Below are 15,971 nucleotides of genomic sequence, written 5' to 3'. Positions count from 1 at the left end.
TGAAATTTATTTAAATTAATAAAATAATACAGTACATGAAATTTCATATGAGATATGTCATATATATTCGTTATATTTTTACTTTTACCTTTTTAATAATAAGAATACAAAAACGACTCTTATCACACGAAAAGAGTCGTTTTCTAACTTTATACTTTTAATACTTTCATGTTAAAAATGCGAAAACTAAAATACTATTACCTAAGAGCCTTAACTATAACTTTAGTTGCCTCTGCAATGAGTTGATTATCATAGGTTGCCTCTTTCTCATCTTTACTAGATAAAATTGCGATGATAATTGGTGCTCTATTCGGAGGCCAAACGATAGCAATATCATTTCTTGTCCCGTAACTGCCAGCACCTGATTTATCTCCAACTACCCAGTCAGTTGGTACGCCTGCACGAATAAGTTTGTCCCCTGTAGCATTTCCTTTCATCCACTCTGTAAGAATTTTACGTTTTTCAGCTGGAAGTGCATTTCCGACCGTAAAAGCTTTAAGATTCGTAGCAATTGCTTTCGCTGTACTAGTGTCACGAATGTCTCCTGGAATAGCTTCGTTTAATTCTGTTTCAAAGCGATCAGACATAGTAACCCGATCCCCCATCTTTCTAAGCGCTTTTTCATATCCTTTAGGTCCGCCTATTTTATTAAATAAAATGTTCCCTGCAGTATTATCACTTGAACGAACAGCAGCCTCAGCAATTTCTCCTAGTTTCATTCCAGTATCTACATGTTTCTCTGTAACAGGTGAATAATCCACTAAGTCTTCTTTCGTAAATGTGATTACTTCATTTAATGTATCAATTGAGTTTTGCTGTAGTAATACTCCTGCTGCTAAAGCCTTGTAGGTTGATGCGAAGGCAAATCTTTCGTTAGATCGATAAGAAATTGTTTGATTTGTACCAGTATCAATCGCATATACACCTACTCGAGCATCAAATTTTTTCTCAAGTTGAGAGAACTCTTTATGCGTCGCCTGATTTTTATGTTTCACTTGTCCAGTCTTTTCTTTCGCTTCAACTTGCAGTGCCCCTCCTGTAAAAGCTTCTAGGCTTGTAATACTTAAACCTAATATACCAACGCATATTCCTATTTTTAGCATCCTCTTATTTTTCAAAATCATCATTCCTTCCAAATTTTTAGCACCTTTTTATACGTACACATAATAGACAATCACCGAACCAAATTTGTTCCATAAACTAAAAAAATTATAGCTAGTATGAGAGTTATTAACAAAATAAGAGATAGTAGCTACGACGCCTCTATCTCCTATTTCATATTTCATTTTTTTACTTATAAATGGCTTTATATGAACAGGTTCTTTCCCTGAGAAAAGTACTCTAATTTTGCTTAGAACTACCTGTACTAGTAGCTTCACCATGTATACGTTGCTGTTTTAAATCAAAGTATACATCTAATACTTCCTTTCCGATTATAGAATTAATTCCATTTTTATCATCATGAAGCCATGGAACTACTACGGAAAATGCTACTTCTGGATTATCATATGGAGCATATCCAACTAACGTTAAGTTGTAACATTCCATACGTTCTCCTTTTGCATTTCTACCAATCGGGTCATCTCCACCATATACAGTTTGGGCTGTTCCTGTCTTTCCTGCTGGTTTATATGGCGCGTTTTTGAAATATTTCACGCCAGTTCCATCACCTTCTTGGAATACCCATCTAAACCCTTCTTTTATCCGATCAATATGTTCTTTCTTCATATCAATTCGATTTAATACGACAGGCTCTATGGAACGTATAACTTTGCCAACCTCTTCTTTTATTGATTGTTCTCGTATTTCTTGTACAATTTGAGGTTGCATTCTATAACCACCATTCGCAATCGTTGAAATATATTGTGCTAATTGCAACGGCGTATACGTATCATACTGACCGATAGAAAAATCTAGTAAAAACCCAGGTTGACTATCTACTTTTCTCGTTTGTCCAATTATTTCATTCGGTAAATCAATACCTGTTGGGACACCTAAACCAAATTGCTTGAAATAATAGCGCATCGTATCAAATGCTCCTTGTTTAATATCCAATGAGCCATTTGGTACGTAATTAACTCCCGCAATTTTTAAAGCTGTCTGGAACATGTATACATTCGAAGATACTTGTAAAGCCCGTAAATCATTAATATTACCAAATCCGGATACATTCCACGATTTCTTAGCTTGTGTACCTTTAAATTTCATCGGCGCGTCATAAAATTGATCTCCTGGATGTATTGCGCCTGTCTCATATCCAGTTAATAAAGTAGCACCTTTTACAGCTGACCCTAGCTCATACGAAGTTGTCATGTTTCCTAATGCCAAATCCTCAACCTCTATTTTCCCTTCTTTTTCTACAATCTTTTTGCCTGCCATTGATAAAATTTGTCCGTTATTTGGATTCGTCATGACAACAAAAGCTCGATCGAGCAGTGGCTCTGAACTCTTAAAAGCTCTCAAGTTTTTCTCTATACTTTCTTCCACTTTCTTTTGTAATTCCATATCAATCGTTAATGTTAAACTATTACCACTTTTTCCTTTAGAGATTATTTCTGTGCTAACAATGTTTCCTGATTTATCAGTAATATTTTTCACTTCTTCTTTTGTGCCGTGTAATACATCTTCATATCGTTGTTCAATATAACTTTTTCCAACACGATCATTACGGTTATATCCACGTACTAAATAAGAATCTAAATTTTCTTTCGGTAATCCTTCTTCACTACTCGTAATATTTCCTAATACAGAACGAAATAAATTACCGTTTACATAATTACGTTCCCAATCAACAGTTGCATCTACTCCTGGAAAATTCGCAAGATTTTCGCTTATCCGCGCATACTCTTCATCTGTTACATCTTTTTTAATGATTTGTGGTGTTAGTTGATAACCTGAACTCATTTTACTTTTAATAGCTAACACCTTTAAATCTTGTGCTGTTAATTCTGCTAATTCTACCTCTGTAACACGACCTCGTCTTAAGTCTTCTATTTTTTTATCTAACTCTTTTCCCTCTATACCCTTTTCTTTAAACTTTTCTATATCTTTCTTAGTAATCTTTGTCTCCGCACGTTTCGAATTCAACTGCATCCAAAAATCTTTTTTATCGATATCTGTTAATTTATTTATATCTTGTTCAGGCATTTCAAGTACTTTCGCCAAGTCTTTTGCTGTTTTTAAAATATCTTCACTCGTAATTCCCTTCACCCTTGTATACGTAATTGTGCGAAGAGATTTATTATTAACAACTGTTTTTCCTTCTCGATCTAAAATTTGTCCACGTGGAACTGGAATACTAGTTATTGCATTTTGACTACTTTCCACTTGGTTCTTATAAGCCTCTCCCTCAACGATTTGTACCTTTCCTAGCTGCATAATAATAGCTGAGAATAGTACAAATATGCAAAGGAACATTATATTTAATCGAATAGATATATATGTCTTCTGCTTCTTGCCTTTTTGTTCTTTCATAAATCCTCCATTTAATCCTTTCAGAAATTGCTACAAATACTAAAAGCATTCCTTATATATTAGATACCGATAATCGGTTATAAATATCGCCTCAATTTTTTGCTTAATCCTTGTAAGCAACCATTCCTTTTCGTTTAGCTACGGAATTAATAACTCTCCCTTCCTGTTTTCTCTCTATTTTTTTGCCACTTGCATGAGAAGTGCTAAACTGTATAATGACTCTTATTAAACTTACATATAAACTTGCTAGTAAATTTTCATGCTAATTATTCCTTTCTTCATGCTGTAATACTTAATAGACAACCTAAACAATAAAGTTGTTCCACATTTACAAAAAAAATAATTAAATATAAGATGAAATAGGCTACATAAGGGAGGGTTATATGTTACATATAAAAAGATGGAGATTTTTTGCGGTTTTTTCTATCGTAGGTTTGATTTTACTAATTTTATTAAAAATCAACTTCATTTCAATTACTATCGCAACTTCTTCAGCTGAAAGAGGAAAGATTTTTGATCAAAATGGTGTAATACTAGCTACAAATAAGAAAATTAAGTCTCTATATTGCACTTCTAATGACGAAAAGCTATCGAAACAAGATACATCAAACACATTAGCTTTTTTTAATCAATTTTCAAGCGAGTTTCAACATGATATTTCTACAGAGAACATAAAATCTCAATTACAACAATCTTGTAAAAAGCAGACTATGAATGATATACCGTTATACTCTGATATAACTGAGAATGAACTTGCATTCATAAACAAAAACAAACCCAATAATGTAATAATTAAAGATGAATGGATTCGATATTATCCTAAACACGAAATTGGTTCACAAGTAATTGGGTATGTAGAAAATGACCTTAATTCAAAGCATAAGGCTGTTGGAAAAAGCGGGATTGAGCTGCAATATGAAAATGATTTAAAAGGAAAACCAGGTAAAACTCTTATTTTTAAATTGAATAATAAAAAATTCTTATGGAATATTCAAAAAGTACAAAAAGGTAAAGATGTACGGCTAGCTTTAGACTCTGAGTTGCAGCAAAAGGCAGAAGAAGCATTAAGATCTCAAATTAAGAAAACACCTGATGCTAAAGCTGGTTATGCTGTAGTAAGCGATGCAAAAACTGGCGCGATTTTAACTATGGTCAACTCGGCAGTTTTTGATCCAAATATATTAAATACACATGTATCTTCTAGAAAAGAAAATATTAAATCTCTTTCGCAAAATAAAGCGATTCAAAAATTAAAGTATGGTGAATCTTATGTAAATATGGCTTCTACTATAAAACCACTTACTATTTTAATTGGATTAAACGAAAAACTTTTTCAACCCGAAGATACTTATTTAGATAAAGGTACTTTTCAGTATGATAATCAAAATAACATTACGAATGCACCTGGAACACCAACAGGTGAGATTACACCGAGGCAGGCTATCATTAATTCATCTAACACATTTATGACAGCAAAAGTAGCTCTGCCCCTATTCAACCAAAATAATGGGAATATAGAAAAAGTGGCACATATATGGACAGATTATTTAATGCAATTCGGCCTACGTTCTAAAACCGGGATTGATTTACCCTTTGAAGAAGACGGACAATATGAATTCCATCCATCTAATAAGTTTGAAAATGGGATTTCTGCTTTATTAAATGCCTCTTGGGGAGGAAATGAAGTGCATACCCCTCTTCAACTCGCTCAATATGCAGCAACTTTGGCAAGTAAAGGTGATAAATATAAACCTCAAACTGTAAGTGCAATTATTAGTCCGGACGGTAAGGAAACAAAAAAGTTTAAACCAATTTTAGAAAGTTCAAATCGTTACCCGATGAACTTTTGGAGTGTCGTGCAAGGTGGAATGAGTCAAAATATAGAGGAAATTAAAAAGTTGCCCTTTGACGTCGCAGGTAAAACAGGTATTACAGGTTTTCCGAATGAGCAAGAAAGAATGATAAATCATTCTCTTTTCATTGCTTATGCTCCTACTGAAGATCCACAAATTGCCATTTCTGTCGTTATTCCTGGTAGTAATTCAGAAAAAAACATTGCCGCTCTCGTTACATCAGAAGTTTTAAAGTCTTGGAATATACTTCAAAAGAAGGATAAAGATAAAGAGGAAGGTTCATTAAAGTGAACCTTCCTCTTTTACCATATAGATTCTATATTCGTTATTTCCCATATACCTTCATGATTCTTTTCGAACATGAAAGAATATTTAATATCAGTTAAAACATACTTTTTTTGTACATATCCAGTAGTATCACCGTTAATAGTCGATATTTTTATATATCCATCATTTTGCACTTTTTCCGGGATCCAAGCTTTTACCATTTCATTAGATACTTCATATAAAACTTTTGATTCTCGTTTTGGTTCAGCTAAAATTTTCGTTTTGTTTCCAGTAACAGTTGCATATATAAAGTGTTCTTGCTTTGATTGATTACTTTCTGTCATTCCACTTGGCACTTTGTAAACTTTCTTCTTATCATTTACAAATTCTCCCCCCATTGCAAGGGCGACTTGCAACTCATGAAAAATATCTTCATCAAACTTCAATTCATCCTTCTTATAACTCTTCCCTTTAAATAGAACTTCATCATTTAATGCTCTATACAAATCATTTTCACTTTTTGAATTTGTGCTTTGATATAAATCATTCATAAATTGTTTTAATGATGGATCTTGAGCAGATTCATCTTTTGTTTTAGGCTTAATTTGAGTACTACTTTCTACCGGTGATTTATTATCATCAGGCCAAGGTTGTTGAACAATAAAAAATAACATTGTACAAACCAAAACAACTACAATAGGTAATGCTTTTTTACGAAATGGTCTTTTATGTTTTACAAAATCCACTTCATTATTTTCATATATAGACTGCTTTATTTTAGAAATAAATTCTTCTTCATCTTTACGATTCTCCATTGGCCCTTTTTTTATTTTTCTATACCAGTCAGGATTTTGTTTATTGTTCATCACTACTACCCTCCCCTATTAATTTTGAAACCTTACTTCTCGCTCTACTTAATCTCGATTTTACAGTTCCAATGGATACTCCTAATGTTTCAGCCATTTCTTCATAAGATAATTCATATTTTGCGTCCAATATAATTATTTCACGGTGCTTTTTAGGTAGTTCTAATACAACCTTCCACACATCATTCATTTCTTCTTGCTTAAAAAATTCTTGTTCTGCTGACAGGGATTGCTTATCGTCACTAAAAAATCCTATTAAAGATATCTTTTTAAAATAGGAGGATTTCAAATAGTTTATTGCCGTATTTCTTGTGATTTTTAATATCCACGTTTTAATAGATGACTCCTTTCGAAATGAATTCCAATTTTTAAACACCTTTATAAATACATCTTGCGTGATATCATCTGATAAGTGTGGATCTTTCGTAATAATAAATGAATAATTCCATACATCTTGCCAATAGTCTTTTATAACATAGTCCAGCTCATCATGATTACACTTTTCAATAAACGTCTGTTCCATTTCCACACCTCAAACTTATTTGAATAAACATAAAAACTGCCCTCACTTTTATTATGGTTTCAATATATAGACAAGATACAAGTTTCATTTGTTCCATTGTTTATCTTTTTTCAAGCAGAATAATACTACTAAAAACAAGTAAAGCATACAATGATAAAATTCCACTCATGAAAATCTGTTTTTTTGAATTTAACGTAACACTCCACTTGTCCATTTCAATTTGCTATACTCTTCTATTTACCATTAGCAATGCCAACTTTTCAGAAATAAAAATTAAGATAAGGTATTAACTTTCTAGAGTCGCAGCAAAAAAGCATTCTCGATTAGAAAGAATGCTTTTTTGAAATTTAATTGTTCTATATTTTCCCCAATTTATATCTTTGAGTTAAGCAAACATGTAATAAATTTAGTCAAAAAATTCACCTTATAATTAAGTATTATTTCTGAAATACATGTTTTACTTTTTCACCTGGAACATTACTTCCTCCTCTTCCTTTTACATCTTCAATCATCATTGTAACAATCATGTCTGGCGCATTTGCATCGAAAGCTGCGAACCATCCCAGTTCTTTTCCGTCTGCTTCTTTCGACTCTTTCAGTTCTGCTGTACCAGTTTTACCAGCAAGCGTTACACCATCAACCTTTGCAATTCTCCCTGCACCATCAGGGTCATTAATGACTTTGATTAATGCACTCTTTAATATCTCTTGATTCTTTTTAGAAACCACATTTTCTTTCCAATTCCCTGCTACTTTTGCTTCTTTTAAAAGATGTGGCGACGGAATATTCCCTTCATTCACAATCGGTGCATATGTTAATGCTAAATGAAGTGGCGTCATTAATACTTGTCCTTGTCCATAGCCCGTGTCTGCTAGTTGAATATCGTTTTTTATCCCATCTTTTGCAATGATTGAAATAGGAAATTCGTATTCGATTGGTAATTTTTCATGAAATCCGTACTTTTTAAATTCCTTTACATACTGATCTTTTCCCATTTTCAAAGCTTGTTGAGCAAAATAAATATTATCAGAGTACTTCATTGCCTTATCAAAATCAATTGGACTTGCATCCTTTACACGCGTTACATAGTAATTTCCCCAAGATGAATCTTTTGTCCACTTCAATCCTTGAATTTTAAATTCTTCCTTCGGATTTATTGTGTTTGTTTCCAAACCAATTGCACCTGTGATCGTTTTAAATACGGAACCTGGTACAAATGCTTGTGTAAAGCGATTCGTCATTGGTAGTTTCGAGTCGTTACTCCATGCTTCTCGTTGGGCTTTCGATGCTCCTCTAACTATTATATTTGGATTATAAGCAGGGCTACTTATAAGTGCGATTGTTTCACCTGTTTTAGGATTGACCGCTGCACTAGACCCTGCTTCAGTTTTCATCTCATTAAAGATTTTTTCTTGAATTGCAGCATCAATTGTTAACGTAACATTTTCTCCTTCTTTTGCTTCTTTTTTTGCTACGTTTTTAATCTCTTTCCCCTTCTCATCTTCTATAAATACGCGTCCACCCTTTTCACCACGCAATTTATTTTCTAACACTTTCTCTAAACCGGTCTTACCTACTAAATCATCTGCTTGATAACCTTGTTTTTGAAGTGATTTTAACTCCTCCGCATTCACCTTTCCTATATATCCAGTTAAGTGTGCCGCTGCTTCACCTAATGGATACGTACGAATATTTACTGGGCGAGATGAAACTCCTTCTAATTCAATATAATCATTCTGTCTGGTTCCCTCTTTTAAAATACCAATTGGTACAAAGGAGTCTGGTTTTATCCATTTTGCTGTGAGCTTTTGTTCGACCTCTTCTATAGACATATCAAGTAATTGTGCTACTATTTCTTTCGTTTGCACTGCTGTTTCGCCTAGTTTCTCTGGAATAATTCCAACCTCAGTCGCTTTACCATTCGTTACAAGCCCTTTTCCATTTCGATCATATATTTCTCCGCGTTTTCCTTGCTCTATTTGCATACGTACTTTGTAATCTTTTTTCATACCTGGGAAGATGAAGTCTGGTGTCCAATCTGTTTTCCAAGACTCTTTATCTTTCACAAGTTTTGCTTCATGGATGAATGAAACTGGTCCTACATCCGTATCCATCTTAACTTCAAAAAGAAAAAGCTCTTTATCTTTCGTATTCTCTCCTTTCATTTTAACTTTTAAATTTTTAGCTCCAATCCCCTCATAGATTTTTTGATATTTTTCTGTGAATTCTTTTTTAGAAATCGATTTTTTTGCATGATCTGATAAATGATCGTACATATTTGCAAAATTTCTATCATTCCATAAATTGATATATTCTTCAAATGCTTGTTTTGGCGGTTCGTTTTTATTACATCCTACCAACAAAACTGCGAAACAAACGAAAAGCAGCATCCATAATTTTTTCAATTCAATCTTCTCCCTTATTTAAAAATGATGATTCCTTTCTTAATTTATTTAATAGAAAATGTTTTAACGCTTAATAGACAGTGTAAGTAATGACATTGTTCCATATTTTAAAAAAATAGACCTAATTGGAATTCATCAGAAATTAATAGATACAAAAAAACGCCATACTTTCTGTAAATTTCTACAAAAAGAATAGCGTTTTCTTATTTTATCTTTCTATATATGCTATACCGTGAGCTCCTTGATTTACAGAAGGATCTGCATTTCGATCTCCTGGATCAACTTCAATGGTATGAACATTCTTGTAATTAACTAAATCTAATACACTTATTGTCCCTGATCTAAGGTTAGAAACAAATCCAACCGTTCCGTCCGTAGAAGAACGCATTGTAATTGGGAGTAAATCTACTTCTATTGTACCTAACACATTTAACGATTCTCCATCAAGAACAGAAACATACCCTGGTGCTGGAGAAAACATATTTCTTGTTCTCTCTCCATTCTTATTCTGAAAACGCGTATGTCCTACCAATACTTTCCCATCATTCGTTACATGAACCGGAGTAATTAAATCTGAAAATGATTTTGTCTTTATAATTTTATCGGTTTCTGTATTAATGATGCTAAGTGTAGGTTGCTCCTCTTTGTAGTCTCCAAGTAAACATGGTGAAGGGATGTAAACTCGATTACCTTTAGGAGAAATAGCTAGTTCTTCACTACCATTGGGCATAGATACTTTTCCAATTAACTCCTTATCATGTGTATCTAAAACCGATATAAAGGGCGCCTCTTTATTAGAGGAATATCCTTTTGTACCATCTGGAGTCGTAACAAACCAATGTGGACCTGCTGCTTCTGTATAGATTCTATCTAGCACTTTTCTCGTGTTAGGATTAATAATTAAAATTCCTCCTTCACCAGATTCAACACTTACATACAATAAGTCTTTTTTTTCATTATAAACTAAACCATGTGGTGCAAATTCCGGCGAGATATCAATGATATCAATTACTTTAAATTGATCAATATCGATAACTAAAATTTCATGGCTTTTTTCCGGATTATTTCTATAAAAACCTGAGCGATAAGTAATACTTACATATAACAATTGACGCTTAGAATCGAAACATAATTCATGAGGTTCTGTAACTGGAGAATCTATAACCCCTATTCTTTCAAAATTTTTCGCATTGAAGAAATGGATTTGATTACCGCTGGAGCTAACGACCGCCAATATAGGATTATTTTCTTTAGAAATATTCATTAATTAAACCCTCCTTGTTATTTGTTCCAAATTTCTTAAGTTCCATAGAAATCAGCATATTTAAGTAATTTGTATTATTACTAAGACAAATTATAAACAATTTTCACCTCCTTTCATTTAAATTAGTTTAACTTATAATAAGCTAGACTAACTTTTATTCCGTAAAAATAAGTTGAATTTAATAATCCAACGTATTTATCTACCTTCTCCAACTTTAGCTTTTATACTTACATGTATTTTATTTAATAACCTTCCAATACTTTACTCCTCAATTAATGATGCACAAAAAGCACAGAAAGTAAGTAATTAGCGAAATACCATTTCTTTGTCTCGTGCATTATCAGATACTCATAACATAAGTAAATCAAGCTTAGCTGCCATTGAATCAGTTTCCTTTGCTGCCGTTTTTTTAAATTCATTCTGCGTACAGCTCTATTCTTTGGGGAATCGTTCTATAGATTGACAAATTTGCTTCAGATTCTTGTTTTTTATTGAACTATTCCTGTGTTGAAAAACTAATTATAATTAGTTAGCTTAACTAACTATAATTATAAATACATTCACATTTTATGGCAAGAGTTTTAAGAATCTTCGAATAAATGAATAGAGAGATAGAATTATTTTCATCCTAAGATACATAATCTTAAGTTGATAGTGATGCATAACGAGAATTTCGTACGTTAAGAAAAAAACTTGCTACATATGTATGTAGTAAAGTTTTTTTATTGTTTACTTCTCGCTCCACAATCAGCTTTTTTAACTAACACTTTAATTGTTTTAACAGCCTTTTGTTTAATTCCCACAAAGCCGTTTTGTTACTATTTCATTTCAAGAAATCTCTTAATCTAATTTAATAAACAACAATTTCAGTTGGTAGCGGGTTTGTAAATCAGGAAATTGAGACGTAGTCTACCATTACTTCTTTTGGAATCATACTCCCTCCTGTTCTTAATACAATATCCCTGTAAAAGCAGGCTCTACGTATTCTCCTAAATTATCAAAATCAACAATATCTAACACAACATCATGGAGCTTGCTCGCGACTTTGACATTGCCATTCACTACATAAATCGCAATTCGTTTTTCTTCCATCTGTTTCATCCTTTCTACACCCTAGTTTTACAAAATAAGAAGTCATCAAAACTTATATTTATTACTTTCTGTTATCTCCTCACTACTGTTCTATGCATTATGTATGTAAATTTTAATTGCCTACTAAAAAATAACGTATTTACAGGATGTATGAAAATTATACAAAAAGTAATAATTCATCGTTTACCCAACAATAGATAATATGGATAAAGAAAAAATACTAGAGAATATCACAGTGTAGTAGTCTCAAGTATCTTTTCATAGTATTTTAACGGCTATGCAATACGAAGGGATAAAAAAAGACCTCTTACGGAAAGATAAGAGGTCATCAAGAAGATAAAAATGTTGTATTTGAAACACGCGAGTTTCTAATTCATATCATAACACAATATATTTATATATTCAATATATACATAAAACAAGGGGTATATGTTCAAAAAACACACGGAATATTAATTTGGAACAGTATGTTTTATTCTTTTAACCTATTTCTTCTACAATGCCGTAATTGTAACAATGGATGGTCTCCTCTATATACTGATGAGCAATTGTAGCAAGTTTTTCTAAATTCTCTTCCGTTACCTCATGAGTAAACAGAACAAAATTACTGTCGGATTCGGAGTCTGTTGAAATGGAACCATCGATCCGTTATGAAATGTTGAGCTTGCATCTCCTAGATTCCATGTAAATATTCGCTAATTCCAATCCCCTTTCGTGTCTATTTTATGTTTAATATAGTCTCGTACCGTATAAACGGGAAATGTTGTTAATTTGAAAAGAGAGCGGAATAAAATTTCTTTATCGCCTCTGTTCTTTCTTCTGTATGATAGAAAAAACGGAGAAAGATGGAATTTTATCTATCCTCATCACTTGTTAGAAAATTCTAATTTGATTAAATTAAAAGAAAATGATATATTGATTTTAGAATAATAATCCAATTAATGGATGACAACCTGATACCTGTAAGTGGACTATGACAATGTCAGATAAACGGGAGGAATTTAATATGAAAAAATTATGTTCATTTGCTTTAATCGGTGCCTTAACCTTTTCGGGTTTTATCGTTTTAGACAGTACGCTACCTGATAAAGCGCGCGCTGAAGTAAATACGATTAAGCAAGCTTCAGCTGTTGTGGATGATTGGCCATGGCAGACGTATTTCTTATTGCATCACAACGTGGACTATCTACAAGAATTAGCCCCTGGTACGTTAAAACAAGGTGATACGTTTGATACGACGGTATATATAGGCGGAAAAGATGTAGGTGTTGTAAAGATTTATCGATTGAACGGAGAAGGTAAATTGCAACGCTACAAAACCATTTCTGCAGGTGAGGCTGGACACCACTACTATTCTAGGTTCAAAACACCAATTACAACGGTTTACACACCAAGTACATATGTGGCAGTACTAAAAGTAGATAATTCATATTATTATGGTGGCTCCTTCCAAATTACAAAGTAAAACATATAGGTATATTTGTCTGAAACGCACTGGGTTACGGTGCGTTTTTGTTATCTAACGAATAAATGATCATGCGGGAAGTCAAAGCATATTATCGAAACGGAGCTGAATGTGATGAAAATTGTAACAGTTAATGCGGATGCAACAGTCCATGTTGGTATTTTAAAAGGGATGACAGGATGTGTTACTAGTTATGATGCGGATACTGGGATGGCCGAAATCTAATTGGATCCATTTACAACGGTTATAATTAGGTCTGTATTTCTAACGCAATAAGGTTTGTATAGGACTCTTTAGAAAATTAATATTTGATTTTTATAGTGACTCAATACATTATATGATTAAAACTGAGTTACATATTTTAAAATCATCAACAGGAGAATCTGCAAATTTACGGGTTCTTATTTAAAACATAATGCCAGAAAAGCTGAGGTGAATAAAGTGCAAATTTTAAAATCTTTAAAACGTGACGTATACATTTTTCTTCCATTGTCTATTTATTTTTCCTCCATTTTTATTTCATTCTATATTATAGAGAATACATTCAACTTGCTAAGTTTTTTACCAGCACTTGGAACCCTGTATGTCTGGGTAACTAGTGTGATAGACATTAAAAATAAAAACTACAAAATAAAATAAAAAAGCATCTGAACTAGATGCTTTGCTCTTAATGTTATAGAATATTGACGCCCATGACCATACAGCTACCAAAAACAATACATACCAAACCTAAAAATATTAAAAAATCTGGCAGATCAAAATGTTCGAGTAACGCGCCTATTAATAATAAAAAGGGATATACTAGAATTTCAATCCAGGTTACGCCCCCTGCTTTCTTTATTTCTCGGTAAGATACAACGCTGACAAGTAAAACGCCTACTACAATCAACCCTATCCCTAACATCATCCATTCATCCTTTTGAAAATTTAGTATTTCACTTTCATATACTGCTCTTTTACGAGCACCAATAATTCCCTCAATTTCTTCTCTACAGGATGTTCTTGATTTTCAGATACTTCTCTCCCGTATGATGAAAAGCTTTGTGAGCAAGCACTAGTTGTAACTTCCAATTTCGCGTATGAGAATGTATGCTCATTTTCTTTACCAATGTTTTCAGTAGTGCTTCCATTTGAACCAACGCGTATACAGCTTTCATCAAGTTTGGTGCGCTTACCTTCCTTGTTAACCGTGTAATACGTGTCATTGACATCCCCATATTTCATATCGGCTGTAGATGTAACTGCGGTCCCGTCTGCAGAAAAAGTGACGACACGAAATCCATCTTCTTCTGGCAACAACTCAGCTCCTGGAACATTATATAGTACCAATAGGTCTCCTTCGTATGCTTCTGGAATGAGATAAATGGTATCTGTAGTGTCTTGTCCGAATCGGATACAACCGCTTAAAAGAATCATAATAAAGATCCCACAATACATTATAACTTTTCTCATAGAGTCTCTCCCGTTATGTGTAAGAATGGTATAGTATGTATTATATAATGCAATATATTTCCTTGGATAGAATAAGTTTCTAGTTTGAAGACGATTTTACTATTGTTATATAAAATATTTATGTCAGTGGATGATTAGCACGAAGAGAAATGGAGTGAATTGATGAGCAGACGTTTTGCATTAACATATGAAAATAAGATTTTGAGAAAGATAATGATTACCGTAAGCATTATCATACTCGTTTTCATTGCAACAGGGTGTGATTCTGTCCAAAATGATGCAAAGGATGTAACGGAGATTCCGCTAAACAGCAAATTAGAATCCCTTATTTCAGAAAGTATCATTGCCTGGAATCAAGACAAATTAAATCATACAGAAAAACAATTTGAGACGCATGTAATCTATGGAACTGAAATGAAGGATGAAAAAATGTATGTCTACCTTCATTCCCTCATGCAAGGATACAACCGCGAAACACAGACAGTTTCTCAAGCAGGACATTTACTTCCAGTCCGTGTGACGGTCACAAAAAATGGGGATGATTACATCATTGAAGATTACCGTGAACCAGGAGATGGTGCTGAAAATGAACCTACTTTGCGCAACATGTTCCCGAAAAAGTATGCGGATCAAGCACTCACTATCTCAAATGAAACGATTCAATCATTAGAATCTCGTATGCAAGAATATGTTTCTAAGTGGCTGGAAGATACAAGTAATAAAAGACAAGATAGATAACAAATAAAATATTCATAATCGAATATTTTACAAAAAAAGGAGAGATATAATCTCTCCTTTTTCTACTTTATACCTAGCATTATTTGTTATATCCACCAAGTTGCTGTTCTGCTATAGCAACGAGACGTTTTGTGATTTCTCCACCTACAGAGCCGTTCGCTCTTGCAGTTGAATCCGCGCCTAATTGTACGCCGAATTCTTGTGCAATTTCATATTTCATTTGATCCAGTGCACTTTCTGCACCTGCAACCACTAAAGAGTTGTTACGATTGTTTGCCATCATATATCACCTCCTGTACGTTTAATATCCTACGAAACAAAGAAAATATTATCGGTAAATAAAACCATTTATAGTTTGTTCTTTTATCCACTATTTTACTTTTCCGTAACGATTTCAGCAGAATAACAGTATGAGTTTCGTTTATTCGCATTAATATACAGAATGGAAAATATGTTTACGAAGAGTTATATTTTTTATAAACATTTATTGATGTAGATGTATTGCAAGTTCTTCTAAAATATTGACAGATAATATGCCACGTATTAAATTCAAAACATTTAAATATTAAGGA

The 15,971-nt window shown here is 33.0% G+C and carries 13 protein-coding genes; 3 read left to right on the top strand and 10 right to left on the bottom strand.

All coding sequences use genetic code 11. The features are described from left to right. Positions 1-197: 197 nt before the first annotated feature. Together bla and ACO6VI_RS25875 are read right to left on the bottom strand one after the other, a co-directional pair. Complete coding sequence (gene bla, locus ACO6VI_RS25880) at positions 198-1,124, bottom strand: class A beta-lactamase Bla1 (RefSeq protein ID WP_063549314.1); 927 nt, start codon at positions 1,122-1,124, stop codon at positions 198-200. 217 nt (positions 1,125-1,341) lie between these two features. Further along, a complete protein-coding gene (locus ACO6VI_RS25875) occupies positions 1,342-3,474 on the bottom strand; it encodes a peptidoglycan D,D-transpeptidase FtsI family protein (RefSeq protein WP_000662990.1) in 2,133 nt (710 codons plus the stop codon). Positions 3,475-3,857: 383 nt separating this feature from the next. On the opposite strand from ACO6VI_RS25875, the gene ACO6VI_RS25870 reads away from it, so the two are divergent. Next, a complete protein-coding gene (locus ACO6VI_RS25870) occupies positions 3,858-5,618 on the top strand; it encodes a peptidoglycan D,D-transpeptidase FtsI family protein (protein WP_063547334.1) in 1,761 nt (586 codons plus the stop codon). Positions 5,619-5,629: 11 nt separating this feature from the next. Here ACO6VI_RS25870 and ACO6VI_RS25865 read toward each other — a convergent pair whose 3' ends face one another. From ACO6VI_RS25865 to ACO6VI_RS25845, 5 genes are all read right to left on the bottom strand, one after another. Then, a complete protein-coding gene (locus ACO6VI_RS25865) occupies positions 5,630-6,460 on the bottom strand; it encodes a hypothetical protein (RefSeq protein WP_063547333.1) in 831 nt (276 codons plus the stop codon). Continuing rightward, positions 6,450-6,983 carry an RNA polymerase sigma factor gene (locus tag ACO6VI_RS25860; RefSeq protein WP_063547332.1) on the bottom strand — a complete coding sequence of 178 codons (534 nt, stop codon included), beginning with the start codon at positions 6,981-6,983 and terminating at the stop codon, positions 6,450-6,452. The genes ACO6VI_RS25865 and ACO6VI_RS25860 overlap by 11 nt, the downstream gene beginning before the upstream one ends. Positions 6,984-7,420: 437 nt before the next feature. Then, positions 7,421-9,388: a penicillin-binding transpeptidase domain-containing protein gene (locus ACO6VI_RS25855; protein WP_063547331.1), complete on the bottom strand. Its 1,968-nt coding sequence runs from the start codon at positions 9,386-9,388 to the stop codon at positions 7,421-7,423. Between the two features lie 208 nt (positions 9,389-9,596). Then, positions 9,597-10,652: a hypothetical protein gene (locus ACO6VI_RS25850; RefSeq protein WP_063547330.1), complete on the bottom strand. Its 1,056-nt coding sequence runs from the start codon at positions 10,650-10,652 to the stop codon at positions 9,597-9,599. 948 nt (positions 10,653-11,600) lie between these two features. Beyond that, on the bottom strand, positions 11,601-11,753 hold the full coding sequence (locus ACO6VI_RS25845; RefSeq protein ID WP_000812117.1) for a hypothetical protein: 153 nt from the start codon (positions 11,751-11,753) through the stop codon (positions 11,601-11,603). Positions 11,754-12,750: 997 nt separating this feature from the next. On the opposite strand from ACO6VI_RS25845, the gene ACO6VI_RS25840 reads away from it, so the two are divergent. Beyond that, a complete protein-coding gene (locus ACO6VI_RS25840) occupies positions 12,751-13,209 on the top strand; it encodes a DUF5065 family protein (protein ID WP_063547329.1) in 459 nt (152 codons plus the stop codon). Positions 13,210-13,882: 673 nt separating this feature from the next. Here ACO6VI_RS25840 and ACO6VI_RS25835 read toward each other — a convergent pair. After that, positions 13,883-14,116, bottom strand: a complete 234-nt coding sequence (locus tag ACO6VI_RS25835; protein ID WP_002094019.1) for a hypothetical protein — start codon at positions 14,114-14,116, stop codon at positions 13,883-13,885. A 20-nt stretch (positions 14,117-14,136) separates the two neighbouring features. Next, positions 14,137-14,661 (bottom strand): DUF6843 domain-containing protein, encoded by a 525-nt coding sequence (locus ACO6VI_RS25830; RefSeq protein WP_063547328.1) that lies wholly within the window; start codon positions 14,659-14,661, stop codon positions 14,137-14,139. A gap of 162 nt (positions 14,662-14,823) precedes the next feature. On the opposite strand from ACO6VI_RS25830, the gene ACO6VI_RS25825 reads away from it, so the two are divergent. Further along, positions 14,824-15,399, top strand: a complete 576-nt coding sequence (locus ACO6VI_RS25825) for a peptidase M56 (RefSeq protein ID WP_088020323.1) — start codon at positions 14,824-14,826, stop codon at positions 15,397-15,399. A gap of 79 nt (positions 15,400-15,478) precedes the next feature. Here ACO6VI_RS25825 and ACO6VI_RS25820 read toward each other — a convergent pair whose 3' ends face one another. After that, entirely contained in the window at positions 15,479-15,679 is a 201-nt protein-coding gene (locus tag ACO6VI_RS25820) for an alpha/beta-type small acid-soluble spore protein (protein WP_088020337.1), read from the bottom strand. Between the last annotated feature and the right edge of the window lie 292 nt (positions 15,680-15,971).

Origin of the sequence: Bacillus sp. PSXD-155 (assembly GCF_049310765.1) — a bacterium.
Taxonomy (GTDB): domain Bacteria; phylum Bacillota; class Bacilli; order Bacillales; family Bacillaceae_G; genus Bacillus_A; species Bacillus_A cereus.
The sequence above is the reverse complement of the archived record's forward strand: the minus strand, read 5'-3'. Positions and strand labels throughout refer to the sequence as shown.